The organism is Chryseobacterium pennipullorum (assembly GCF_003384725.1).
GTDB lineage: Bacteria > Bacteroidota > Bacteroidia > Flavobacteriales > Weeksellaceae > Chryseobacterium > Chryseobacterium pennipullorum.
Window position 1 is genome coordinate 88,403 of sequence record NZ_QNVV01000014.1, and the last position, 25,422, is coordinate 113,824.

The window sequence follows — 25,422 nt, forward strand, 5'->3', positions numbered from 1 at the left end:
CTGTATAGGTAAAAAAAAAACCCGGAATTGTTACAAATCCGGGAACATTTTATATATATTTTTTTATTAATTTGATTTTTTAGCCTTGATCATTGCCTCCAAAGCATCCCACATTTCTTTGGGAATAGCCTCGAGCATATTAAACTCTCCCGCACCCTGAAGCCATTCTCCACCATCAATGGTTACTACTTCACCATTCATATAGGCAGAATAGTCGGAAACCAAATATGCGGCAAGATTAGCCAGCTCCTGATGCTCACCTACTCTTCTCAAGGGAACTTTTTTCTTCATATCAAATTTCTCCTGAAGATCTCCCGGAAGAAGCCTGTCCCACGCTCCTTTAGTAGGGAAAGGCCCCGGCGCAATAGCGTTGAAACGTATGCCATACTTTGCCCATTCTACTGCCAGTGAGCGGGTCATTGCCAAAACACCTGCCTTAGCACAGGCAGATGGCACTACAAAAGCAGATCCTGTCCAGGCATAGGTGGTTACAATATTCAAAACGGTTCCCGGCGTTTTAGAGTCTATCCAATGTTTACCTACCGAGAGCGTGCAATTTTTGGTTCCTTTCAAAACAATATCCAAAATAGAATCAAAAGCAGAATGGGTAAGTTTTTCTGTCGGAGAAATGAAATTTCCAGCTGCATTGTTTAAGAGAATATCGATTTTACCAAATTCTTTCAAAGTCGCCTCCTTCATAGCTTCCACCTCATCCCAGTTTCTCACATCACAGGATACACAAAGAACTTTACCTCCGGTTTCTTCCTCCAGTTCCTTTGCTGTAGCCTGCAGTTTTTCCAGGTTTCTGGAAGTGATCACTACCCGGGCTCCCAACTCGAGAAAGTATTTTGTCATGGCTTTTCCAAGGCCGCTTCCGCCACCAGTTACAATGGCCACTTTATCTTTTAGTGCTCCTTCGCGCAGCATCGGTTGTGTATATAGACTCATAAAATATTTTTTCTTAAAAATAATAAATATTGAACGGATTGCCCCTAATTTAAATTTATAAATAATGCCATAAATAATATTCGTTGATTTTTAACTAATTTTATCATTTGATAATTTACGCTTTATGAAAAATCCGGGAACTCCTGTTGTTCTGTTGCTGCTGTTCTGCAGTGTACATTTTAATGCTCAGAAATTCGAAAAACTATACCAGTATGTGAACCCTTTGATCGGAACTGAAAAAATGGGGCACACCTATCCGGGTGCAACGGTTCCCTTCGGAGCCATCCAGCTAAGCCCTGAAACAGACACCATCTCCTATGAACTGAATGGAAAGTACAATGGGGAGGTCTACAAATACTGCGCAGGATACCGTTACGAAGATAAAAGCATTACCGGCTTCAGTTCAACACACTTCAGCGGAACAGGACATTCTGATCTGGGAGATTTTCTGATTATGCCTACAGTCGGAAAGCTTCAGATGAACCCGGGAACGGCATCCCATCCTGAAAATGGCTACAGAAGCCGCTTTTCCCACCAGAATGAAAAAGCAGAGGCCGGATATTACAAAGTAAAACTGGATGACCATCAGATTATGGCAGAATTAACAGCTACCACAAGAGTAGGTGTTCACCGGTATACTTTCCCGAAGTCTGATCAATCACATATTATTCTGGATCTTATGGCCGGCATTTATAACTATGACGGAAAGAACGTATGGACCTACGTTCGTGTCGAAAATGGAAATACCGTTACCGGTTACCGGCAGACCAATGGCTGGGCAAGAACCAGAACTGTTTATTTTGCAATGAAATTTTCAAAACCCTTTAGATCATACGGACAGAAAAATTATGATAAAAACCAGGTTTACAAAGGCTTTTGGAGAAAGTTTGATCAGAACGAAAACTTTCCTGAAATCGCAGGAAAAAATCTGAAAATGCATTTTGATTTTGATACCCAAGAAAATGAGGCCATTGAAATCAGACTCGCTATTTCCCCGGTAAGCCAGGCCAATGCATTGGAAAATCTTGAAAAAGAGACGGGAAATCTTTCTTTTGACCAGGTGAAAAGCAAGGCACAGGAAAACTGGAATAAAGAATTAAACAAAATTGTTATCAAAGGTTCCGATACCGAAAAGACCAATTTTTATACAGCCATGTATCATACCTTTATCAATCCCACTACATACACAGATGTCAACGGAGAGTATAAAGGACTGGACCAGAACGTCCATAAAGCAGAAGGTTTTACCAACTATACTACTTTTTCTCTCTGGGATACCTACAGGGCACTCCATCCGTTCTTCAACATCATTCAGCCTGCACGGAACAATGATATGGTAAAATCAATGATGGCTCATTATGATCAGTTTTCTATGAAAATGCTGCCGGTATGGTCTCATTATGCCAATGATAACTGGTGTATGAGTGGCTACCACAGCGTAAGTGTAGTAGCAGACGCCATTATCAAAGGAAATTACACAGGAGACCCTAAAGAAGCCCTGAAGGCCTGCATAGAAACTGCCAATAAAAAGAATTATGAAGGAATCGGGCAATACATAGATTCAGGCTATATTGCTGCTGAAAGAATTGGGACCTCAGTGTCCAATACATTGGAGTATGCGTACGACGACTGGGCGATTGCACAGTTGGCAAAACACCTTGGAGAAACAGAAATCTACAATCAGTTTATTAAACGTTCTGAAAACTGGAAAAACAATTTTGACAAGACCATCGGATTTATGCGTCCACGTTTAGCCGACGGAAGTTTTAAAAAAGAGTTTGATGTACTGAGCACACATGGGCAGGGTTTTATTGAAGGGAATTCCTGGAACTACAGTTTCTTTGTACCACAAAACCCGGATGAACTGATAAAAATGATGGGTGGTAAGAAAAAGTTTGCCTCGAAACTGGACGAGTTATTTACCATGCACCTTCCTGATGAGTTTTTCGCAGATACCGAAGATATTACCCGGGAAGGAATCATTGGTGGATATGTTCATGGCAATGAGCCTGCGCACCACGTGGCCTATCTTTACAACTGGGCCGGACAACCCTGGAAAACACAGGCACAGATCCGCCGTATCCTGGAAATGCAGTACAAAGCAACTCCCGATGGACTGGGAGGAAATGATGATGCGGGGCAGATGAGTGCATGGTACCTTCTGAGTTCGTTAGGTTTTTATCCTGTAGCTCCAGGTTCTGAAGATTATTCAATCGGAAGCCCAGCTATTGACCACGCCATTTTGAATCTCGAAAACGGAAAAACATTTGAAATTGAAGCAATCAATCAGAGTCCGAAAAATGTATATGTTCAAAAGGTTCTTTTGAATGGAAAAGAGATTAAAAACTTTACGCTGAAGCATTCTGAGATTATGAATGGTGGGAAGCTGATATTTTACATGGGAAATAAGGCGAAAAAGTAAAGAATATATTCTCGCCGATTTTGTGAATTGAGCAGATGACTGGGTTTAAAAATCTGCGTAATCTCCCAGATCTGCGAGCGCTAGAATAAGTTTCGGCCAAAGCCTATGATCCATGATAAAAATAAGAAAGCGGGCTACAGCCCGCTCTTTTGAATTATCGTGACAATCTCAGACTAAGCTGAGACTCTATTCTTCGATTATATACTATTAATCTCTTGCTTCAAAAAGCAAACGTTCCCCGAATTTCTCTTCTGCTATTTTTCCGTTATCATATACCAGATGACCATTTACAAAGGTATGGGTAACTTTAGAATGGAAGTTCATTCCTTCCAGCGGGCTCCACCCACACTTGTACAGTAAATTATCTTTGGATACTGTCCAGTCTTCATTAAGGTCCACCAAAACAAGATCGGCTTTATAGCCTTCTTTCACAAATCCTCTTTTCTCCACTCTGAATAGAATCGCCGGATTATGACACATCTTTTGAACAATTTTCTCCAATGAAATTTTACCGTTTCTGTAGTTTTCCAGCATGACTACCAACGAATGCTGAACCAGAGGAGCCCCTGAAGGGCATTTTGTATATACATTCTGTTTTTCTTCAGCAGTGTGCGGGGCGTGATCTGTAGCAATCACATCAATTCTGTCATCCAATAATGCTTCCCACAGCCCATCTTTGTCTTGCTGGGTTTTTACCGCCGGATTCCATTTGATCAAGCCTCCTTTTGTTTCATAATCCTCATTGGTAAAGGTCAGATGGTGAACACATACTTCTGCTGTTATTTTTTTATCTTGTAACGGAATATCGTTTCGGAAAAGTGAAGTTTCCTTGGCTGTGGAAAGATGGAAAACATGAAGTCTGGCTCCTGTTTTCTGCGCAAGCTCAATCGCTTTCGATGAAGATGTATAACAGGCTTCCTCACTTCTGATCAGGTGATGAAACTTTACGGGAATATCTTCCCCATATTCATCCATATACTTTTGGGTATTCGCTCTGATGGTAGCTTCATCCTCACAGTGAACGGCAATCAGCATTTTGGTATTGCTGAAAATATTTTCCAGCGTTTCAGGATTATCTACCAGCATGTTTCCTGTAGACGAACCTAGAAACAATTTTATTCCCGGTACATTCCTTGGATTTGTTTTTAAAACCTCCTCAAGATTATCATTGGTTCCACCCATCATAAAACCATAGTTGGCGTAGGCTTTCTGAGCTCCGATTTCATATTTATCTGCTAACAATTCCTGTGTAACAGCATTCGGAACTGTATTTGGCTGATCGATAAAACTTGTTATTCCACCTGCGATAGCTGATCTTGACTCAGTTTCAATATCACCTTTATGAGTAAGACCCGGCTCACGGAAATGTACCTGATCGTCTATAACACCCGGAAGAAGATACTTCCCGGAGCCGTCAATGATCTGATCTGCCTCTTCAGAAATACCGGTGGCAATTTTAGAAATTAAATCATTTTCTATTAAGATATCGCTTTCAAAGACTTTTCCTTCGTTGACGATTTTTACGTTCTTGATAAGGGTTTTCATTTTTAACTTAGAATTAGATATTAGAGATGTACAGTCAGAGTAACGTGAGCAGTCTATTATAGGTAAAAAGTCATTTACCAATCTCAAACTCCAGTTGCCGGACTTCTATAAAAAGCAAAATTAAGGTTTATGGATGAATTTTAATATCCCTGTTAAAAATCAATTTCTAAATATTTACATTTGCATAAAATTTTTCGAATTGTATAAGAAATTATTTGGGCAAACAGCGGTATATGGACTGAGTTCTGTATTGGTCCGTATTTTCCCGTTCATTATTGCTCCTATTGTAACCAAAGCTTTCGGACCTTCGGCTTCATCTCCATTTGTAGATTGGTATTCCATTGCAGGAGTTATTACCGTATTGCTTACCCACGGTATGGAGACTTCCTTCTTCCGGTTTGCACAGGAAGAGAATATTGATAAAAAGACTTTAATTTCTACGTGTTCGGTGAGTATTATCAGCATGGGACTTATCTACCTCATCTTAGGATATGTGTTCCGTTTTCAGCTGGCCCAGGCCTTTGAAACACCAGATCAGGTCAATTACCTGGTGATCTTTTTATTTATTCTTTCACTGGATGCTTTTTCTACAATCCCGTCAGCGATATTGAGACTTCAGGGCAAAGCCTTTAAATATATGTTTTCTAAAGTAGCCGGTTCCGTAGTGTATTTCTTACTGGTTATATTCTTTATAAGATGGCTGCCCAATCATCCGGAGGGTTTATTGGGACTCAAATACAACCCGGACTTTGGAGTGGGCTATGTTTTTATCGCTAATCTTATACAGAGCATTATTACCCTTCTCATTGTAGGAAAAGAATTTTTCAGTTTCAGTATTTCAAAGTTTGACTTTGGTTTATGGAAAAGGATCATGAGCTATTCGTGGCCGGTAATGATTGCAGGGCTTGCCGGTATTGTCAATCAGACCCTGGACAGACAGTTCTTAAAATATTTACTTCCTGAAGAGGAAGCCCGCCACCAAATCGGGGTGTATGGTGCCGTTTATAAGATCGCAACATTTATTACCGTGTTCAGGCAGGCTTACCAACTGGGTATTGAACCCTACTTCTTTTCAAGTTTCAAAAATAAAGATTCCCATAAGACCTATGCCGTATTGATGGACGTTTTTGTCATCTGCAGCTGTATCATTTATATGGCTTTAATGGTGAATCTGCAGTGGATATCAGAAAAATATTTAAGCAACCCTCTTTATTATGAAGGCATTGAGATCATTCCTTTTGTGATGCTGGGTGCATTATTTCTGGGAATATACCTTAATCTTTCCATCTGGTATAAATTATCGGACCAGACAAGGGTTGGGCTGTATATTTCGGTCATGGGAGCATGCATTACCATTCTTATCAACTTTCTGTTTATTCCCCAATATGGATACTGGGCCAGTGCCATGGCAGCGCTCATTACATTCATGTCAATGATGATTATTTCCTATATCTGGGGACAGCGCCAATATCCTATTCATTATAATACAGGAAAGATTTTAATGTATCTGATCTTTACTATCGGATGTTCATTGGTTTCGTTTTATGAATTCAGAACGAACTATTTTGTTGGAAATATCTTTCTATTCCTGTTTCTTTGCCTCGTAGCTTTTAAAGAAAAAGCAATAGTATTAAGAATTATAAAAAAGCAATAGGCATTTGGTCTCTTTTTTGATAATGATAAAGCTTTAAAAATTACAAATTAAGTCACTAAACATCATAATTATTGTATCTGAAAGGGATTTTAATTATTATATTTAGCAAACAAATAAATTACATTTAAACAAAAACATCTTTATATCATTTATGAAAATAATTGTTCCGATGGCTGGACGTGGTTCCAGATTACGTCCACACACACTGACCGTTCCAAAACCTCTTATTCCTATTGCAGGAAAACCTATTGTACAGAGGTTGGTGGAAGATATTGCTAAAGTTGCAGGAGAAAATATTGAAGAGGTAGCTTTTATCATCGGAGATTTTGGTCCTGAGATAGAAAAATCACTTATTCACATTGCTGAAAAATTGGGAGCAAAAGGAAGCATCTATTATCAGAATGATCCTCTTGGGACTGCTCATGCCATCAAATGTGCTGAACAATCTATGCAGGGAGATGTTGTTATTGCTTTTGCAGATACTCTTTTCCGTGCAGACTTCCAATTGGACAAAAACTCGGATGGTGTTATCTGGGTGAAAAGTGTAGAAGATCCATCTGCTTTCGGGGTCGTAAAATTAGATAATTACGGCTTCATCACAGATTTTGTAGAAAAACCACAGACGTTTGTTTCAGATCTTGCCATCATTGGTATCTATTATTTCAACAGTGCAGAAAAACTGATGGATGAGATCAACTACATCATGGACAACGACATTAAAAATGGGGGTGAGTATCAATTGACCACTGCACTGGAAAACCTCAGAGCAAAGGGAGCGAAATTCACTTTAGGGAAAGTAAATGACTGGATGGATTGCGGTAACAAAAATGCTACTGTGGAAACCAACAGCAAAATACTTGATTATGAAAAAGAGGAAATGGCACAGTATCCTGCCTCTGCGGTGATTGAAAATTCATTGATTATTCAGCCATGTTTTATTGGTGAAAATGTAAAAATCTCCAATTCTAAAGTGGGACCTGGTGTTTCTCTGGGAAATAATACAACAGTCGTGAATTCCAATATCGAGAACTCTCTGATTCAGGAAAACACAAAAATCAACCATGGAAACCTTTCCAACTCTATGATTGGTAATTCAGCACAATATTTTGGAGTTGCCAGAGAAATTTCTCTTGGAGATTACTCGGTGTTAGATTTTCTATCCAAATAAACCCTGCAGAAATTATTCTGTCTAAACAAGATATCATCAAGCCACACAAAACATTTTGTGTGGTTTGGCGTTAATATTGCACGGTATTTTTTTAATCGAAAAGATCAATACATGAAAAAATGGATTCCCTTATTTGTATTACTTCTGGCTTTATCATCATGTAAAACCCGGAATACCATTAAAAATAACGATGGCAGCACACGGGACAGTATCACTACTGAAGATAACAGAAATCCAAAAGATGTAAATGAACCGGTGAGAGACAAACTCACTTTCTACGAACATGCATTGATCCCTCCCAAATTTGAACAAATTAAAATAGAAAGTAAAGTACGGGTGGAGACAGGCAATTACATTCCTACTCTGGATGCCACCATCTACATCGAAAACAATAAAAAAGTGTGGATGAACCTCAGGGCATTATTGTTGAATGTGGCCAGAGGAATGGCTACTCCGGAAGGAATAAAAGGACAGGACAAAATAAATAAAACCTACATTGATTCCGACTTTGACTACCTGAATAATCTGTTAAATGTTAATTTTATCGATTATCAATCGCTGGAAAAAATTCTTTTGGGAAGAACTTTTGTAAAGATCACTGATTCACAGTTCACCTTGACTAGAAATGCACAGGGATATAAAATGGTTTCCAACGCCAATCAGAAAATTGAAACTGACGAAAAAACCAGAGAATACAAAATCGCTCTGCAGTATGACACCAACTATGATTTGTTAAGCGTTAATCTAAAAGATATCCTTTCTTCTGATGAGCTGGAAATTTCCTACAGCGACTGGAATGAATACAATGGAATTCGGCTTCCAAAAAATGTTAAAATAATTATAAAAGGCTCAAAATCTAGTCAGATTTTACTGGAAAACACGAAATTTGACTTTTCGAGGATGGAAACAGCTTATTCAGTACCATCCAGTTATAAGAAAATTGAGATTAAATGATTAAAAAATTTAGCTTTTTAATAGGTGTTCTTATGTTTGGACTGCACCAGGGACAGCAGAAAAAAGAACAGCTGCAGAAGCAGAATGCCGACCTTAAAAAACAAATTGCACAAATAAATACAGATTTAGCTAAAACACGGAGCGAATCTAAACTTTCCATAGCCTATCTTACCAGCGTTAATCAAAAGTTAGTTTTAAGAGAAAAGGTCTACAATAATACTCAGAAAGAAAAGAGATTTATTGAGGATGATATCTATCTGCGCCAGCTTGAGATCAACCGTCAGAATAAAGAACTGGCTGTTCTAAGGAAAAACTACGCTGAAGTTTTGGTGAACGCCTATAAAAATAAAGGGGTACAGAATAAAGTAACCTTCATTCTATCTTCCAAAAATATGGGAGAGGCAATACGACGTGTTCAGTATTTAAAGCAATATTCGGATTATCAGGATAAAAAAGCAGCTGAAATTTCCAATGCTGCGAATCAGATCAAAAAATCAATCGCACAAAAACAAAGCTCTGTAAAGGAGAAAGAAAATCTATTGATCAATCAGCAGAAAGACCTGGCGACGATCAATGCTGAAAGAGCGCAGAAAGAGCAACTGGTCACTGAATTTAAAAAGAATGAATCCAAACTGACTGCAGAACTTAAGCAAAAGCAAACCCAGTCTAAGGCCTTAGAAGGACAGATCAGAGCTATTATTGCTGAAGAAATCCGAATAGCCAAAGCAGAGGAGGAAGCAAGAAAAAAAGCGGAAGCAGAAAAGATCCGTTTGGCTAAGCTTGCCGCTGAAAGGGAAAAAGCAAGAATTGAAGCTGAAGCCAAAGCAAGGGCTGAAGCTCTGGAAAGAGAAAGAAGACTAGCCGAAGCTGAAGCCAAAAGAGCTGCTGAATTGGCAGCGAAAAGAGCTGAAGAAGAAAGAAAACGTAATGAAGAAGCAGCAAGAGCAGAATCTAATGCCCGTGATGAAGCCAGAAAAGTCGCGGCTAAAAAAGCCTCTGATGAAGCGGCCGTAAAAGCGCGAGAAGCAGCGGATAAGCTAGCTGCCGCCAGAGCTGCAGAAGCAGCACTTAACAAAAGAAAAGAAGAAGAGAAAAAAGCTGCAGAGTCCAAGGCCATGACAAGCTATGGAGTTTCTACAGCCACAGGAAATAGTTTTGCAGACAACAGAGGAAGACTTGGCTATCCTTTAGATAAAGCAGGCCGTATCACCCACCGTTTCGGAAGACAGCCACACCCGGTTTTCAAAAATATTACTGAGGAAAACAACGGAATAAAAATCGCCGTACCTTCCGGAGCCCGTGCAAAATCTGTTTTCCCGGGATCAGTATCATCAGTACTGGCTAACAATGACGGAACAAAAACAGTGATCATCAAACATGGCAGCTATTTTACCATATATTCCAACTTAGGAAATGTAAGTGTTTCCAAGGGCCAGCAGGTTTCTTCCGGAACACCGGTAGGAACAGTAGCCCAGGATTTTGATGGCGCTTATACCCTTGATTTCCAAGTATGGAACGGAAGTACACCTGTTGATCCATTAGGTTGGATTTCATATTAAAAAAAGTGTAACTTTGTAAAAATTTTAAGAGATGAATACACTAACAATACTTGCCTTGTCTTGGCAACATATCCTGATCGTAGCAATACTTTTGGTATTACTTTTTGGAGGAAAGAAAATTCCGGAATTAATGAGAGGAGTAGGTTCAGGGATCAAAGAATTTAAAGATGCGGTAAAAGACGAAGATAAACCAGGTTCTGAAAACAAATCGTCTTCTACCAACACCAACAGTAATTCTCCCCAGTAACTAAATTCCTTAGAATTAATGAAATTTACCGAGACTGCATGGAAAGTCTTCAATCAATCTATTGAAGACTATCACGTGTCTGATGACGTTAACACTCTAATTGATAACCCGTTTGAAAAAGATAGTTTGGAACGGATTTTGTATGCAAAGAACTGGATTGATACCGTTCAATGGCATCTGGAAGATATAATTAGAGATGAAAATATTGATCCGGCTGAAGCTCTTCAACTCAAGAGAACAATAGACGCCTCCAATCAGAAAAGAACTGATCTGGTAGAATATATTGACGGCTGGTTCCTTAATAAGTTTGAAAATATAACTCCTAAACCTGAAGCAAAAATAAATACCGAAACTCCCGCTTGGGCAGTAGACAGACTATCCATTCTTGCATTAAAGGTTTATCATATGTCGTTAGAAGCCAATAGAGAATCCGCTTCTGAAGAGCACAGAAGAAACTGCCAGGCTAAACTGGACGTACTGCTTATTCAGAAGGAAGACCTATCCACTTCTATAGATCAGTTGCTTACTGATATTGAAAACGGTAATGTTAAGATGAAAGTATACAAACAAATGAAAATGTATAACGATGAAAGTCTTAACCCAATCCTTTATCAAAAAGGGCAACAGAAATGAAAAGACTATTTTTCTTTGGAGTACTAATCATATTAACATCTTCCTGCGCAACGGAGAAGCTTAACCTTTCCCCGCTGTCCAATAATTTTTATAGTGATACTAAAGGCTCTGATTCCGACAGGGGATCAAAAAAGAATTTCAACATCAATATTAAAGAAAATGTAAATGCTTCTGAAATTTCAAATATTATCTCAACATTTCCAAAGTTTAAAAACAACGGATTAAATGATGAAGTAACCAGTCTGAAATACAGTCTTCAGAATTATTTATATGCTATTGATGCCAGCAATTCCAATGGCAAAAGCAGAGCTCTTAAAAGCTTTGAAAAATCCTATAGAAAAATTCAAAAGCTAAGGCAGAACCTTGACAAAGATGACAACGAAGTCCTCAACCGATATCTGGTTCGTTTAAAAACCAATATCTCTGTTATTGAAGACACCTTACCAGGAAGTTAAAAAAACTAATCGAATCCTATCAATGATTAAAATTCAGGCGGAAGCCAATGTTCCTACTGAACACGGTACTTTCCGAATGATCGCTTTCTCTGAAAATGAAAACGACTGGATGCCTCATATGGCCATCATCGCAGAAAATACAGATTTCTCTAAACCTGTTAACGTGCGTTTTCATTCCGAATGTATCACCGGAGAAGTTTTCCATTCAAAAAAATGTGAATGCGGCCAACAGTTGGATGCCGCTATGAAATATATCCACGAAAACGGAGGCATTATTATCTACCTCCGGCAGGAAGGAAGGAATATCGGTATTATCAATAAACTAAAAGCTTATTCTCTACAAGAAAAAGGATTAGATACCGTACAGGCTAATCTTCAACTGGGTCTTCCTGCTGATGACAGAAACTTTGGTGTAGCCATTGAGATTCTGAACCTGCTGGATGTTAAAGATATTAATCTTTTAACCAATAATCCCGAGAAGGTAAAATATGTGGTTGACAGTAATGTTCATCTCAATTCAAGGGTACCGCTGCAAATTCCTGCCAATGAAATAAGCAAGGGCTATCTACAGACAAAAAAAGATTTCTTTGGACATCTCCTTGATGACAATGATAATTAAATAATAAAAGCTTCAGATTCATCTGAAGCTTTTTTTGTGGTGAGTATCGTAGCTAAGTTTTATATATCCTTTTCCATTACTATTGAATTCCTTTCAAAGTTACATCCCTGATTCCGAAATCAATTAAGAAATAATATATCAAAAGCTCCGGAATTTCTCCCGGAGCTTTTTTTAATTATAAAAAACTGAAAAGATATTTCTTAATTTACTCTTACTGAAGGTACATTAGAATCATCAAGATTATAATATCTCACAACAGCATTATAGTCACTGTAATCAACCGGAGCTTTTGCGGACTTATTGCTCATACCTGTTGTATTGGCCGGAACAATAACCAATCTGAAAGTTTGATTATTCAAATACATCTGTGCTTCAGCAGGAGTCATTGTGTTCTGATTGAAGTTTGCTCTGCTCGTAATATCAACATTTTGTGTGTTGAATATAAAGTTATAATCTAACTCTCTACCATCGGACAAGAAATAAGTCTTTGGTATTTGCTGCCAGATTGCAGATCCACTTGCATTTGAGTTAAGATTTCTATAAACTAAAAGTACATCCGTAGATTTCAAACCCAGACCCTGTGAGATTGTAAAATCTGCATTGTTAGCTCCTGTGAAAGTTCCTGTAATATCTTTCATTTGAAAGTTTACATTTTGCTGTACAATAACTGGATCGTCGTCGTTACAACTGTAAGTTAAAAAACCAACCCCAGCTAATAATATAAATGGAAGAATTTTTTTCATTTTATAAAGTTTAGTTATTATTTATATTGCGTATTCAAATCATATACCAAAAATTACAAAAACTTTGTTTTCCTCATTTTTTTAATTGTATTTTTGTTCTTATTCAAAAAGTCATGAAGAAATTATTATGTACTTCACTCTTTATTGTTGCATTGATAAGTCCTAAAGTCAATGCGCAGTATCGTCCAAAAAACACATCCGAAGAAGATCTTAAAAAGGCTCAGCAATGGGTTGACAAAACATACAAAAGCCTTTCTCAGGACGAAAAGCTAGGCCAGCTGTTCATCGTAGCACTGTACACCAACAAAGGAGAAGACTATATCAGCCAGATAAGAAATATTGTTACCAATGATAAAATCGGGGGTTTGATTTTAATGCAGGATGACGCAGCAAGAGAAATTAACCTCGTTAATGAATTTCAGCAGAAATCGAAAGTCCCTTTAATGATTGGTATGGATGCTGAGTGGGGTTTGTACCAGAGAATTGCCACGGCTCATAAATTTCCATGGGCAATGACTCTTGGCGCGATCCAGGATAAAAATCTCATCTATCAAATGTCTGCCAAAATAGCGGAAGACTGTCACAGAATGGGAATTAACTGGGATTTTGCTCCTGTGGTAGATGTCAATACCAATCCGAATAACCCTATTATCGGGAACAGAAGTTTTGGCTCAGAGGTAAGCAACGTTATTAATTCAGCATTATCCTATTCCAACGGACTTCAGGACAACAATATATTAGCAGCAATCAAACATTTCCCGGGACACGGTGATACCAGCACAGATTCTCACCTTGACCTTCCTGTAGTTTCTCATGATATAGACAGACTTAATACAGTGGAACTGGCTCCTTTCAAAGCTTTAATGGATAAAGGTATCGGCGGAGTAATGGTGGCCCACCTGTACGTACCCACCCTTGAATCGGGAAAAGGAATTCCTGCTTCTGTATCTAAAAATATCATTACTGGCCTCTTGAAGGAAAAGCTGGGGTACAAAGGCTTAATCATTACCGATGCTTTAAATATGGGTGCTGTGGCCAATAAATACAAACCAGGTGAGCTGGATGCGTTAGCATTTAAGGCTGGAAATGACATCATGCTTTTCTCACAAGGCGTTTCAGAAGGAAAAAAACTGATTCAAAAGTCTATAGACAAAGGCGAAATTTCTCAATCCAGAGTTGAAGAGAGCGTAAAGAAGATTCTACTGACAAAATATTTCCTGGGACTTACTCAGTATACTCCCAAAAATCCTGATCAGATCAATGCTGATCTGAATAATGATTCTCATAAAACCCTTGTGCAGAATCTATACGCCAATGCACTGACTTTAATAAAGGATGATAAAAAATTACTTCCTCTGCCGGGTAAACAGGTATATTATATTCCTTTAGAGGAAGGTCCTTATCAAACTTTTGCGAACCGCTTAGGGTCAAACATCATTATCAAAAAAGCAAACGAGATCAATACCATTCCTGCGGGATCAACAGTGATTGCAGGCTTTCACAAAGATAATTCCACAGCGTATAAACCTTATAAAATATCAGCGGCATCAAAAAGAATTCTTGCAGATCTTACAAAAAATCAAAATGTCATTCTCACTGTACTGGGGAGTGCCTATGCTTTAAAAGATATTGATATCTCAAAAGTTTCAACAGTTATTGTTGCCTATGAAAACAATGATGACTCTATGAATGCGACGGCGGATGCTTTAAACGGAAAAACAAAAATATGGGGAAGGCTTCCTGTTCTGGTTAACGATCAGCTGAAAACGGGAATGGGTATAGATCTGGAGCCTTCTTCCGCTATGAATAACAAATAATACAACATCAAACAACAATAATCTAATGAAAATAGGCATACTTTGCTATCCGACATACGGCGGAAGCGGGATTGTAGCGACAGAATTAGGAATGTCTCTTGCCAACAAAGGATATGAAGTCCATTTTATAAGTTCGGCACTCCCTGCAAGGCTAGACATTACCAACCCTAATATTTTCTTTCATAGGGTAAATGTTCAGACGTATCCCCTCTTCCAGTATCAGCCTTATGATATTGCGTTAAGTTCAATGATCTACAGAGTTGTCAATCTTTACAAACTGGATCTGCTTCATGCCCATTATGCCATTCCTTATGCCTATGCCGCATTTACGGCCAAGCAAATGCTTAAGGAGGATAATAATGACATTCCGCTGGTCACTACCCTTCACGGAACAGATATTACCCTTGTAGGGCAGCATCCCAGTTACAAACATGCAGTAGAGTTTTCCATCAACCAATCAGATGCTATCACCTCAGTTTCTGAAAGCCTGAAAAAGGATACGCTTCAGTTCTTTAACATCAAAAAAGAAATTCAGGTGATTACCAATTTTATTGACAATTCTGAATTTGATGACTGTTCTGAATGCCAGAGAACACAGTTTGCCAATCCTGATGAGAAAATCCTGATTCACGTATCTAATCTCCGCCCTGTAAAGCGTGTAGATGAAGTTCTGCAGATCTTTAAAAACGTAGAGAAAAAGGTAAAGTCTAAACTGATCATCATCGGGGAAGGCCCTGACATGGAAAAAGTGAACCAGTTCCTGGAAGAAAATCCGGATCTTATTTCTAAAATCAGACTTTTAGGAAAGGTTAATGACCTTTATAAGATTCTGCAACTATCCGACGTCTTCCTTCTTCCATCAGAACAGGAAAGCTTTGGTCTTGCAGCTTTGGAAGCTATGGCAGCCTACACACCCGTGATCAGTTCGAATGCCGGTGGTATTCCTGAAGTAAACATCCAGGGTGAAACAGGATATCTGGCAGAGATCGGAAACGTGGAGGCTATGAGCAACTATACGATCAAATTGCTTAGCAATGAGGATCTATTAACCCAGATGAAGCAAAACGCAAAAGATCAAGCCATCAAATTCGATTTGCAGAACATTCTTCCGATCTATGAAAAGATGTACAGAACGACGATAGAGAATTTCAACAAGGAACTCACTAAGGTATAGTTCCCTATTGACATCCCTAAAAATAGAGGCTCAGATTCTTTGATCTGAGCCTCTATTTTTAATCATATTTTGTGATTTTAAGATCTGTAAAATGCCCCAGTGTTCCGGGACCGATCCAAAGTCCTATGCTTCCCCGCAAATCTTTCCCCTGCTTCAGGTCATTCACAATTAAAGTAGGCTGTGAAGCACCATTGACATACAGCTTTGCTTTATCGTCTTTCACTTCTATTTTCACTCTGATCCATTCCGCTGGTACCATATCAGCATACGCTTCATATTTTTCAGGATTTTCTTTCCGTAGCTTTTCCCACGGATACCCCGGTATAGAAATATATTGTGTAGAATGATTCCGGCGCACCTGATCATCCGCTCTGCCGTTGGTAGGACGCAGGTAAAACACCTCCATTTTTGAGTCATTATCCGCCACCCTGAAAGCAATTCCCACAAATCCCCGCGCCGTTTCTCCCGCAGTTTTCTGCGGCTGCCCCGAAATGGTTGCCTCAATAATGCCATTATGAAAATTGATGTTTTTTACAACAGCAAGCGTTTTATCATTAATAACGGTGAGTGATTCCGGAATCTGCACCGCTAAAGCCTTCTTACCTTTGTAGTTTGCACTCTCCGTGATTACCTGATAAGGTACTGTCTGATCAGGACCTAAGGGCACATTCTGTGCTTTAGATCCCAGAGAAAAGGCCACAGTAAGCAACAAGGCCATTGATAATTTTATAGTCATCATAGGTGATTTTAAATTATTCATACCAATTAAAGATAATACAATAATCAATAGCATGGCACTATAAATATCGTCATTTGTTACTTGAAAAAGGTAATGATGATCTTTAAGTAATATGAAGAAAAAATATATAAAAATAAGTACAGTTTTTATTTGGGTTCATTTTTTTCTATATCCTTACTAATATGCAGTATACCTGGTCAATATTTACTGATGGGGCAAACAGGTGTATGATATTTACCTTATATTTAGGATAACACTTATGACAGAAAAACTACTTCAATACCTTTGGAACTATAAGGTTTTCAAACATTTCGACTTCAGGGATCTTGAAGGGAATCCTGTTGAAATTATTCATTCCGGTAAATGGAATAAGAATGCGGGACCTGATTTTCTGGATGCTAAAATAAAAATCAAAAATATTATCTTGGCAGGGCATATAGAACTGCATGTGCGGTCATCCGACTGGATCTTCCATGAGCACTCTCAAGACCCCAACTACAGAAATATAATCCTTCATGTGGTTTATCAGCAGGATGCAGAAATCCCTGAATTTTCCAAAATGAATATCCCGACTCTCGAGCTGAAGGAGCATATCGATGCGCATATTATTGGAACCTATGAAAAACTCATCAATGGTGATCAGTTTATTGCTTGTGAAAATATGATTACAAAAGAAAAAATTCCCATCAACTTCCATGAGGGAAATATTCTGAAGAAACTGGAGGAAAAGTCTGTGGAATTCGATCACAGCCTCCTCCAAAGCAAGAACAATTTTGAAGCGGTTCTGTTTCAGAGTTTAGCGTATTCTTTCGGGCTTAAAGTCAATGCCCTTATTTTTAAGCAGATTGCTGAAAGCATTGATTATTCAATCATTAATAAAATCCGTCTGAACCCTTTACAGCTGGAAGCCCTGTTGTTCGGAATCGCAGGTTGGCTAGAGAATCCTCTCGACGGACAAATGGAAATATGGAAAAGAGAATTCGAATTTGTAGCAGCAAAATTTGACATTCATCCCCTGCGTCTTCATCCTAAATTTTTAAGACTCAGACCTGCTAATTTCCCTACTATAAGGTTATCTCAGCTTGCTGATCTGTATTTTATCCATCAGAATTTATTCTCTAAAATTATGGGTGCAAAAAATTCTGAAGAGCTGTATGATATCTTCAGGCCTGTAAAAGCTTCCGGATACTGGGATTTCCATTTTAATTTCGGGACCATTTCAAAAATGCAGCCCAAAACCTTAAGCAAAGAGTTTATTAATCTTATTATCTTAAATACGGTTCTCCCTTTAAAATATGCCTATCACCGGTATCATCACGAAGAAACCGCCGATGAAATTATAGAATTCTACAAAAATATGCCTGCTGAAAAAAATACCATTACCGAAAGTTGGAAGAAGCTTGGACTATCCGTTATCAATGCTATGGAAAGTCAGAGTCTGATTTATCATTATAACCATACCTGTGAGCCAAAAAACTGTCTCGCCTGCGGCATCGGTTTTAAGCTTCTGAAGGAATAGTACCCTGCTGTTTGTGATCTTATCAGCAAAGGCTTTATCAAAAAAATTGCTTACCTTGCAGTATTAGATTTAAACTTTTAAAAGAATCTTGAAATGCTGAGTAATATCCGTCATAAAATGGAAAGAGAGTGGTTTGGTGTCCTTACAAGAATGGGGGCTAAACTTGGAATTCCTGTATCGAAATTGAGGGTTTTCTTCATTTATTCTACTTTTGCAACAGCCGGATTTTTCTTTCTTATCTATTTGGGGTTAGCATTTACATTATGGATTAAAGATATTTTCATCACCAGAAGACCCAGCGTTTTCGACTTATAAATTATGGAATTTTTACAGATCACTTCGTCAGAAGATCACAGGGTAGAACAAATCTACTCTTCATATACCAGCACATTTCCTGTAGATGAGCAACGCGATAAGGAACAGTTTACAGACTTATTTTCAAATCCGAAGGTCCGGATAATGTCTGCAGTACACGACTCAGAAACCATTGGGTATCTTATCTTATGGGAATTGAGTTCTTTTGTTTTTGTAGAGCATTTTGAAGTATTTGAAACATTCAGAAGTAAAAAACTAGGGTCACATATCATTGGGCATTTGCTGGCTACCTATCCGAAAGTCATCCTTGAAATTGAACCTGAAGACCTGGGAGAAGATGCGAAAAGACGTTATTCTTTTTATCAGAGAAACAGCTTTAGCTTAATTGACCGCACCCACATACAGCCAAGTTATGGTGAGGGAAAACAGCCTCTTCACTTGTGGCTCCTGGCCAATTATTCGCCTGAAAATGTAGAAGAGATTAAGCATGAAATTTGTACAACAGTATACCCTTAAACCATAAAATGCCGGAAAATCTCCGGCATTGTTTTTTAGTTAAAGATGGATCTGATTTCAGATTAATCCACTTCATACTCTAATTTTATAGTAATACTGGCTTCTTTTTCTTTGGAAGAAGTATTAAAAGTTCCTCCATAAGAGTAATCTTCATTGGAATTGGGTGCAGTAATCTGGATAACACCCATGGTCGCTTTCTTAAGGCTTCCAAGGCTGCTTCCGGAATTTTCTGCAATTTTTTCAGCACGCTCCTTAGCATCTTTGGTGGCACCGGCGATCATTTCCTGTTTTACGGTAGCCAGTTTGGTATAAAAGTAAGCAGGAGAGGAAGAGGTAAATTCTATTCCGCGGTTGATTATTTCGGTAATGTTTCTGGAAAGGTTTTCGATTTTGGCGACTTCCTTACTTTCTATAGATACTTTTTGACTCAGGTTATACCCGGAGAATTCACCCTGTACGTAGTTTCCATTGGAATCGTTATAACTCCTGAACTGCTTTTGAATATCCACTGATGAAAAAACAATTTCCTTCTGCTGTATCCCCTTAGAGAGCAGATACTCGTTGATAACTTTTCTGTCCAGAGCAAGCTCATCATAGGCTGATTTCAGATCTGCGTTATTTTTGGAAAAGCTTCCGGACCACGTAATCAGATCTGAAGTAAACTGCTTTGTTCCCAATCCTGTTACAGAAATGGTATTTTCAGATTTATTCCTGTTTTTAATCGCGTTTCCTAAAAACCCAAGGCCAATCACAAAACCTAAGGCACCAATGGCAACTGCAATACTATTTTTATTCATAAAATTTGTGAATTTGGTTTATTTCAATAACAAACGCATCAATTTCTATTCCAATTTTAAGAAAATTTTAACAGAACGTAGTACATGCTAAGCTCCACAACTTATTTCGGGTTCAATCGCAGTCTTTGTATAAAGAGCGGTACTGTTTCCTCCATTCTCAGCATGACCCCGGATAAATTTCTGGCTCTGACGTAGGTACGCACCTGAGGTTTTGCAGAAAAGGAAAATTCTATAAACTCTCCGATACGGTCTGCAGGAATTCCCGCTTTTATAAAATAGTCATCCGGAATCCTGCTTCTTACCCAGGTAATATGCTCCTGAAGATCATCATACCGGTATTGTCTTTTCTGTTTTCTGGCTTTACCACTGATCAGATCATACATGCCCTGAACATTGAGATTTCCCAGAAGAATCGGTAAAAGTACGCTTTTCACCTCTGCCGGTTTCTCTCTCATCTTACCAACGGGTTGTGGCAAACCAACAGCCTGCCTCACCTGTTCGCCTTTATCTACCCTGGCCACGATCCTGGAATCCTGTTCCAGATCTCCCGTAAGTTTTTTGACAATCTTTACTTCACCAACATCTTTGGGAATCTGAAAGAGGGTAATGCGCAGCTCAGAATTGATACCGTCTGTAAGAACTTTTCTGGAGGCCCTTTTAAAATCCTCCTTTACAAATCTCAATTCGTCATTGGAAAATGCATCAATAGAAAACACTCCCTGTGAATTGGAAAATACTTTTTTATCAGAAGACATATTGATAATAAGAACTCCACCTAGTTCTTCACCACTATCATCCGTTACTCTTCCAGTCACAGTCTGTTGGGAAAACAAGCTGCCTGTTATACAAAGAAGTATCAAACCTGTGATTTTCCTTAGATCATTCATGTTGATTATCTTTGGGTTTGTGGAGCGCGGTAAGAAGATATTCTCGTCAGTACAAACCGTTGAAACCTATAAAGATCAGCATCGCTGCAGTAACCGTATTTAAGAATCTTTTTTCTCTCAAAGCCGCCCGCTAAAACATAAAAGATAAAATGATCAATCTGTGGTTTTTCTATTTTAAGATCGGTAAAATAACTTTCTCCCAAACTTGCTTTGACGTAGTTCATCAGATCTATATCATCCCATTTATTTTTTACGCTCCCGATAACAAATCCCTCGCCCTTTGGCTGTACAAACTCACCCGGCTTTGCTGCCAATATCCTTGGATCTGTTTTCTTTATTAAATAGCGGTCGATATCGGCGATCAGTTTTTCAACTTTTTTAGGTTTGTTGTAGCTCTTTGAATCTATTTTAAGGTTGCCGGTAAGTCCCTGTTTCACTTCTACTTCAGGAATTTGAATAGTCATCCGCGCGAGGCTTACCTCCATAGGAGACTGTATATCTATCTCAGAAACTTTTTTGTTCAGCCGTTCATGACCAGCTTTTACAAATCTTAATTCATCCCCTACCCGTCCGGATATCATAAAATGTCCATCACTGTTTGAAACTACCATTTCATCCGTTCTGATATTGATGACATTGACGTCAGTAATTTCATGGCCTTCTTCAGCAGTTATTGTACCAAAAATATAACTTTGAGCATGGGTATGTATACAGATAATGAGGGATAAAAGAAAGAATAGTTTAAGTTTCACAGGCTATTTTTAATACAGCAAAGCTAAAATTATTTTTAATGTATACCATAAGTTTAACCACAGTTAACGCGTTTTAGCATTTCTTTTTAGTTTTTGCTTATGAAACTGTTAAATAGCCAGACCGAATTGTTAAAGTTTCTTTGAAATTTTACCTAACTTGCAGTCTCAATTCTCCTTTACACAATGCAAAATTCTTATACAGTCATCAATGCTTCTGCAGGATCCGGGAAAACCTATGCCCTGGTTCAGAGACTTTTGATGATCTGTCTCCGCTATCCTAATCAGCAGCAGTCGATCAGGAATATCCTGGCACTGACTTTTACCAATAAAGCGGCTAATGAGATGAAGGAAAGGATTCTGTCCTGGCTGGGAGATTTCTCTGCCGCAAATTTTGCGGAGAATGCGGACCTCAAAAATATACAGAAGGCGTTTGAAGAGCAAGGTCTTAAAATTACAATTGACGAACTTCACCACCGTTCTAAAAAACTGCTGGACTATGTCCTGCATAATTATTCTACTCTTAATATCGGAACGATTGACCGTTTCAATTCCAGACTGGTAAGAAGTTTTTCTTACGAATTGGGGCTGGCTAAAAATTTTAATCTTGAGATTGAAGCTGAACCTTTCTTGATAGAGGCTGTTGATAAAATGCTGGATCAGATTGGCGAGAATGAGACAATTTCCAATTCTTTTATGGATTATGTGGATTACAGTCTGGAAAACAATGAGAGGATCAATCTCAATAAGAACCTCTATGATTCGGCAAAAGAATTTGTAAAGGATATCCACTACGAACATCTGAAAAGCAATAAAAGCTTTGATGATAAAAATTATGATGATATAAAAAATACACTCCGGAAAGAGATTGTTCTCAATAAAAAACAATCTGCGGAGCTTGCGGCACAGTCTATCGATTTATTTAAATCCAGAAATATAGATATTGAGGACTTTGCCCAGGGGAAAAACGGGATCGGCGGATTCTTTACGAAGGTAATTGATTTTTACCAGAAGAAAAGAACGGGCTTCCCCTTTCCGACCACTCAGGAAGAATCTGTCATCAACAATTACAGGAAAGGAGCTTCTTCAAAGTCAAAACATAAGGAGGCCGAAATCTTCGAAGTTCTTGATCAGCTTCTTGACAATAGAATGCGGCTTATCCTTTTGTATATAGAGACTCAGAAGAAGGAGAAGATTTTATCCGCTCTTCTGCCCCTAAAAGTGAATAAAGATATCCAGGACGAGCTTAGAAAGATTGAAGAAGAAAATGATCTGGTCCTCCTTTCAAAGTTTAATATTCTGATCAATGAAAACCTAAAGGATGAGCCTTCTGCGTTTATTTATGAAAAAGTAGGCTCACAGTTTCAGCACTATTTCTTTGATGAATTTCAGGATACGTCCGAGCTACAGTGGCAGAATTTTGTTCCGCTGCGGGATCACAGCGTCTCAACGGAGTATACATCATTTACTCTTGTAGGCGATCCTAAGCAAAGTATATACAGGTTCCGTGGTGGAGAAAGTAAACTGATGCTGGATATCATCAACAAAAAGGAATTTTCTCCCAAGGAGGCTGATCTGCTCGTTTTGAAGGATAACTGGAGAAGTGCCCGCAATATTGTACAATTTAATAATGAGTTGTACCGCTATCATTCCGAATACCTTGAAGAAGAACATAAGAATATCTTTGGAACAGATGCTGAACAAAGTCCAAAATCACAATTTGAGGGTCGTGTTAAAGTAAACCTCATTGAAAATCTTACTAATGAAGATTTCTATACTGATACTTCAGATAGGATGCGGAAAGATATTCAGGAGTGTCTGGATAACGGATTCTCTTTTTCAGATATTACGATCTTATGCCGTGGAAATTTTGATATTTTCAGCTATTCTCAAAAACTGGGAAACCTGAAAGTGACGTACCGTGGTGAAGAAACCAATATTAAAACCATTTCCGATAAGGGTCTTACCCTTGAATTGTCCAGCACTCTCAAAGCTGTTATTGAGTTTTTACGCTGGGAGATCAATCCTAAGAACAAGCATTGCCTCATTATGATGATGTATCACCTGAATACACTTGGGAAAGTTCATATGGCAGATTTCACTTTGGAAATGAAAGAAATACTGGATATTGAAAATCATGAAGAAATACTTCAGTTTATCCAGCAGAAATATTCACTGCAGCTAAAGCAGGATAATTTCCCCAGGTTTAATCTGTATAACTTTATCGAATATTACATCAATGAATTTTCCGTTGAAAACAAGGAAACAGATTTTTTACTGAACTTTCTTGAAATGCTTTTCAACTTTACCCAGAATGCCGGTGCCAGCACCAAAGAATTTTTGAAATATTGGGATGAAGAAGCCTCCTCTTATACCATTCAGGCTTCAGAAAATATTGATGCCATCCAGATCATGACCATCCATAAGTCTAAAGGACTGGAGTTTCCTATTGTTTTTATTCCAATGATCAATAAAAACCGGGATAGTGAATTTACCAACTGGTTTGAAACCAATGAGAGTGACGTGCTCAAATCTGTGAACATCAATCAGTTCAGCAAAAATCTCGAGGTCTATGATGAACAGATTCAGATCTTCAACAAAAAAAACTCTTATAAAAACCAGATTGACAGGCTGTGTCTGCAGTATGTGGCTACGACAAGACCTGTAGAACAATTGTTCTTTTATCTTCAGAAAGCGAACAAAACATCTAATAATCTTGAACTTTTAGAATTTATTCAAACGAAAAATTCTGAGAATGCCGACGAGTTTGATCTCTATAAAGTGTCCCCTGAGACACTGAAGAAATATTCGAAGACAAAAAGTTCTTCTTTTAAGACCCAGAATATTCAGAATCTGAAGAATGTGAATGAGAAAAATACTTCCATAAAGATTGCAACACCTTCAAAAAACTATCAGGTACGGAACGAAAAAGTGAGAATCGGGCTTTTTGTTCATGAACTTTTATCTAAGATCAATACTGAAAAAGATATTGCCAAAGTATTGGAAGGTTATGCAATGGAAGGCCAGATCACGCTGGAGGAAAAGGATGAGATTCAAATCACATTACAGGAAATCATTAGAACCTATGCCGAGTTCTTTGATGAAAAATGGGAAGTGATCAATGAAAAAGACATTATGATCTCTGAAAATGGAGAAAGTCACATTTCAAGACCTGACCGGATCTTAAAGAGTGAAGCAGGCTATATTATTGTTGATTTTAAAACAGGTGAGCAGAAAAGTAAGGATGAAGAACAGATAGAGGGATATAAAAGGATTCTGGAAAGCCTCGGGCGGAAGGTCTTAAAAACCCAAATTATCTATCTGTAATTCCAGGGGTGCTATCTATATTGTCTAAAAAACAAAACCCGTCATTCTATGGAATGACGGGTTTATATTTGAATAATTTCAATGCTAAGCAGTTGCGTCCGGAGTAAATACCCTTTGAGACAATTCCTGGTCAAAAAGATATAGTGCAGATGGATTATCGCACACCATTTTGATTTTTGTCACATATTGAGAAGCGCTTGCTTCTTCTTCTACCTGTTCGTTGATGAACCACTGCAGGAAAGAAGTCGTTGCAAAATCCCCTTCCTCATTCGCATTTTTCACAATATTGAAAATACTTTTAGTTACGATTTTCTCATGTGCCAATGCTTTCTCAAAAATATCCGTTGCGTTCTCGAACTCATGTGGAGGTTTTGCAATTTCTCCGATGATGATTTCCCCGCCTACGTCATTCAGATAATCAAACATTTTATCAGCATGCATCAATTCTTCCTTGCTTTGTACTCTGAAGTAATTGGCAATTCCATCAAGATCTTTTCCGGAAAACCATGCAGACATTGAAAGATAATATTGAGCGGCGTATTGTTCGTGGGCAATTTGTTCGTTAATTAATTTTGCAATTTTTTCGCTAACCATATGTATTAAATTTACAGTCAAAAATAGTGAATAAATGCCCG

23 protein-coding genes are annotated in these 25,422 nt (G+C 38.3%); 15 read left to right on the forward strand and 8 right to left on the reverse strand.

The window, feature by feature from the left end; translation table 11 throughout:
* Positions 1–66 precede the first annotated feature (66 nt).
* The gene (locus DRF67_RS15130; protein WP_115929136.1) at positions 67–948 is read right to left on the reverse strand and encodes an SDR family oxidoreductase; all 882 of its coding nucleotides are present in this window, start codon (positions 946–948) and stop codon (positions 67–69) included.
* A gap of 124 nt (positions 949–1,072) precedes the next feature.
* Here DRF67_RS15130 and DRF67_RS15135 point away from each other — a divergent pair, with 124 nt between their 5' ends.
* Positions 1,073–3,370 (forward strand): GH92 family glycosyl hydrolase, encoded by a 2,298-nt coding sequence (locus DRF67_RS15135; RefSeq protein ID WP_115929137.1) that lies wholly within the window; start codon positions 1,073–1,075, stop codon positions 3,368–3,370.
* 207 nt (positions 3,371–3,577) lie between these two features.
* On the opposite strand, the gene DRF67_RS15140 is transcribed toward DRF67_RS15135, so the two are convergent.
* Positions 3,578–4,915, reverse strand: a complete 1,338-nt coding sequence (locus DRF67_RS15140) for a dihydroorotase (protein ID WP_115929138.1) — start codon at positions 4,913–4,915, stop codon at positions 3,578–3,580.
* Between the two features lie 199 nt (positions 4,916–5,114).
* Between DRF67_RS15140 and DRF67_RS15145 the strand changes: the two genes are divergently transcribed.
* The 8 genes from DRF67_RS15145 (at position 5,115) to ribA (ending at position 12,204) form a co-directional block, all read left to right on the forward strand.
* Positions 5,115–6,569: a lipopolysaccharide biosynthesis protein gene (locus DRF67_RS15145; RefSeq protein WP_115929163.1), complete on the forward strand. Its 1,455-nt coding sequence runs from the start codon at positions 5,115–5,117 to the stop codon at positions 6,567–6,569.
* 151 nt (positions 6,570–6,720) lie between these two features.
* Entirely contained in the window at positions 6,721–7,737 is a 1,017-nt protein-coding gene (locus DRF67_RS15150) for a sugar phosphate nucleotidyltransferase (RefSeq protein WP_115929139.1), read from the forward strand.
* A 111-nt stretch (positions 7,738–7,848) separates the two neighbouring features.
* Positions 7,849–8,691, forward strand: coding sequence for a DUF4292 domain-containing protein (locus tag DRF67_RS15155; RefSeq protein WP_115929140.1), 843 nt, complete (start codon positions 7,849–7,851; stop codon positions 8,689–8,691).
* Positions 8,688–10,250, forward strand: coding sequence for a peptidoglycan DD-metalloendopeptidase family protein (locus DRF67_RS15160; protein WP_115929141.1), 1,563 nt, complete (start codon positions 8,688–8,690; stop codon positions 10,248–10,250). The genes DRF67_RS15155 and DRF67_RS15160 overlap by 4 nt, the downstream gene beginning before the upstream one ends.
* A 31-nt stretch (positions 10,251–10,281) precedes the next feature.
* Complete coding sequence (locus DRF67_RS15165; protein WP_115929142.1) at positions 10,282–10,497, forward strand: twin-arginine translocase TatA/TatE family subunit; 216 nt, start codon at positions 10,282–10,284, stop codon at positions 10,495–10,497.
* A gap of 18 nt (positions 10,498–10,515) precedes the next feature.
* Complete coding sequence (locus tag DRF67_RS15170) at positions 10,516–11,130, forward strand: DUF4254 domain-containing protein (RefSeq protein WP_115929143.1); 615 nt, start codon at positions 10,516–10,518, stop codon at positions 11,128–11,130.
* Positions 11,127–11,585, forward strand: a complete 459-nt coding sequence (locus DRF67_RS15175) for a hypothetical protein (RefSeq protein ID WP_115929144.1) — start codon at positions 11,127–11,129, stop codon at positions 11,583–11,585. The genes DRF67_RS15170 and DRF67_RS15175 overlap by 4 nt, the downstream gene beginning before the upstream one ends.
* A 22-nt stretch (positions 11,586–11,607) precedes the next feature.
* Entirely contained in the window at positions 11,608–12,204 is a 597-nt protein-coding gene (gene ribA / locus DRF67_RS15180) for a GTP cyclohydrolase II (protein WP_115929145.1), read from the forward strand.
* A 200-nt stretch (positions 12,205–12,404) separates the two neighbouring features.
* Here ribA and DRF67_RS15185 read toward each other — a convergent pair whose 3' ends face one another.
* Positions 12,405–12,947, reverse strand: coding sequence for a hypothetical protein (locus tag DRF67_RS15185; RefSeq protein ID WP_115929146.1), 543 nt, complete (start codon positions 12,945–12,947; stop codon positions 12,405–12,407).
* Positions 12,948–13,060: 113 nt separating this feature from the next.
* Between DRF67_RS15185 and DRF67_RS15190 the strand changes: the two genes are divergently transcribed.
* Positions 13,061–14,764 carry a glycoside hydrolase family 3 protein gene (locus DRF67_RS15190; RefSeq protein WP_115929147.1) on the forward strand — a complete coding sequence of 568 codons (1,704 nt, stop codon included), beginning with the start codon at positions 13,061–13,063 and terminating at the stop codon, positions 14,762–14,764.
* 25 nt (positions 14,765–14,789) lie between these two features.
* The gene (gene bshA, locus DRF67_RS15195) at positions 14,790–15,938 is read left to right on the forward strand and encodes an N-acetyl-alpha-D-glucosaminyl L-malate synthase BshA (protein ID WP_115929148.1); all 1,149 of its coding nucleotides are present in this window, start codon (positions 14,790–14,792) and stop codon (positions 15,936–15,938) included.
* Between the two features lie 58 nt (positions 15,939–15,996).
* On the opposite strand, the gene DRF67_RS15200 is transcribed toward bshA, so the two are convergent.
* Positions 15,997–16,677 (reverse strand): hypothetical protein, encoded by a 681-nt coding sequence (locus DRF67_RS15200; RefSeq protein ID WP_228435819.1) that lies wholly within the window; start codon positions 16,675–16,677, stop codon positions 15,997–15,999.
* A 259-nt stretch (positions 16,678–16,936) separates the two neighbouring features.
* Between DRF67_RS15200 and DRF67_RS15205 the strand changes: the two genes are divergently transcribed.
* The 3 genes from DRF67_RS15205 to DRF67_RS15215 all read left to right on the forward strand — a co-directional run bounded on the left by DRF67_RS15205 (position 16,937) and on the right by DRF67_RS15215 (position 19,027).
* Positions 16,937–18,196, forward strand: a complete 1,260-nt coding sequence (locus DRF67_RS15205) for a DUF2851 family protein (RefSeq protein WP_115929149.1) — start codon at positions 16,937–16,939, stop codon at positions 18,194–18,196.
* Positions 18,197–18,289: 93 nt separating this feature from the next.
* Positions 18,290–18,511, forward strand: coding sequence for a PspC family transcriptional regulator (locus DRF67_RS15210; protein ID WP_002981826.1), 222 nt, complete (start codon positions 18,290–18,292; stop codon positions 18,509–18,511).
* A 3-nt stretch (positions 18,512–18,514) separates the two neighbouring features.
* Positions 18,515–19,027, forward strand: coding sequence for a GNAT family N-acetyltransferase (locus DRF67_RS15215; RefSeq protein WP_115929150.1), 513 nt, complete (start codon positions 18,515–18,517; stop codon positions 19,025–19,027).
* A gap of 62 nt (positions 19,028–19,089) precedes the next feature.
* Here the strand turns inward: DRF67_RS15215 and DRF67_RS15220 are convergent, their stop codons facing one another.
* From DRF67_RS15220 to DRF67_RS15230, 3 genes are all read right to left on the reverse strand, one after another.
* Positions 19,090–19,824 carry an SIMPL domain-containing protein gene (locus DRF67_RS15220; RefSeq protein WP_115929151.1) on the reverse strand — a complete coding sequence of 245 codons (735 nt, stop codon included), beginning with the start codon at positions 19,822–19,824 and terminating at the stop codon, positions 19,090–19,092.
* A gap of 101 nt (positions 19,825–19,925) precedes the next feature.
* Positions 19,926–20,711, reverse strand: a complete 786-nt coding sequence (locus DRF67_RS15225) for a carboxypeptidase-like regulatory domain-containing protein (RefSeq protein ID WP_228435820.1) — start codon at positions 20,709–20,711, stop codon at positions 19,926–19,928.
* Between the two features lie 5 nt (positions 20,712–20,716).
* Entirely contained in the window at positions 20,717–21,463 is a 747-nt protein-coding gene (locus tag DRF67_RS15230; protein ID WP_115929153.1) for a hypothetical protein, read from the reverse strand.
* Positions 21,464–21,646: 183 nt separating this feature from the next.
* On the opposite strand from DRF67_RS15230, the gene DRF67_RS15235 reads away from it, so the two are divergent.
* Positions 21,647–24,787 (forward strand): UvrD-helicase domain-containing protein, encoded by a 3,141-nt coding sequence (locus DRF67_RS15235; protein ID WP_115929154.1) that lies wholly within the window; start codon positions 21,647–21,649, stop codon positions 24,785–24,787.
* A gap of 84 nt (positions 24,788–24,871) precedes the next feature.
* Here DRF67_RS15235 and DRF67_RS15240 read toward each other — a convergent pair whose 3' ends face one another.
* The gene (locus tag DRF67_RS15240; protein WP_065401136.1) at positions 24,872–25,381 is read right to left on the reverse strand and encodes a ferritin; all 510 of its coding nucleotides are present in this window, start codon (positions 25,379–25,381) and stop codon (positions 24,872–24,874) included.
* Between the last annotated feature and the right edge of the window lie 41 nt (positions 25,382–25,422).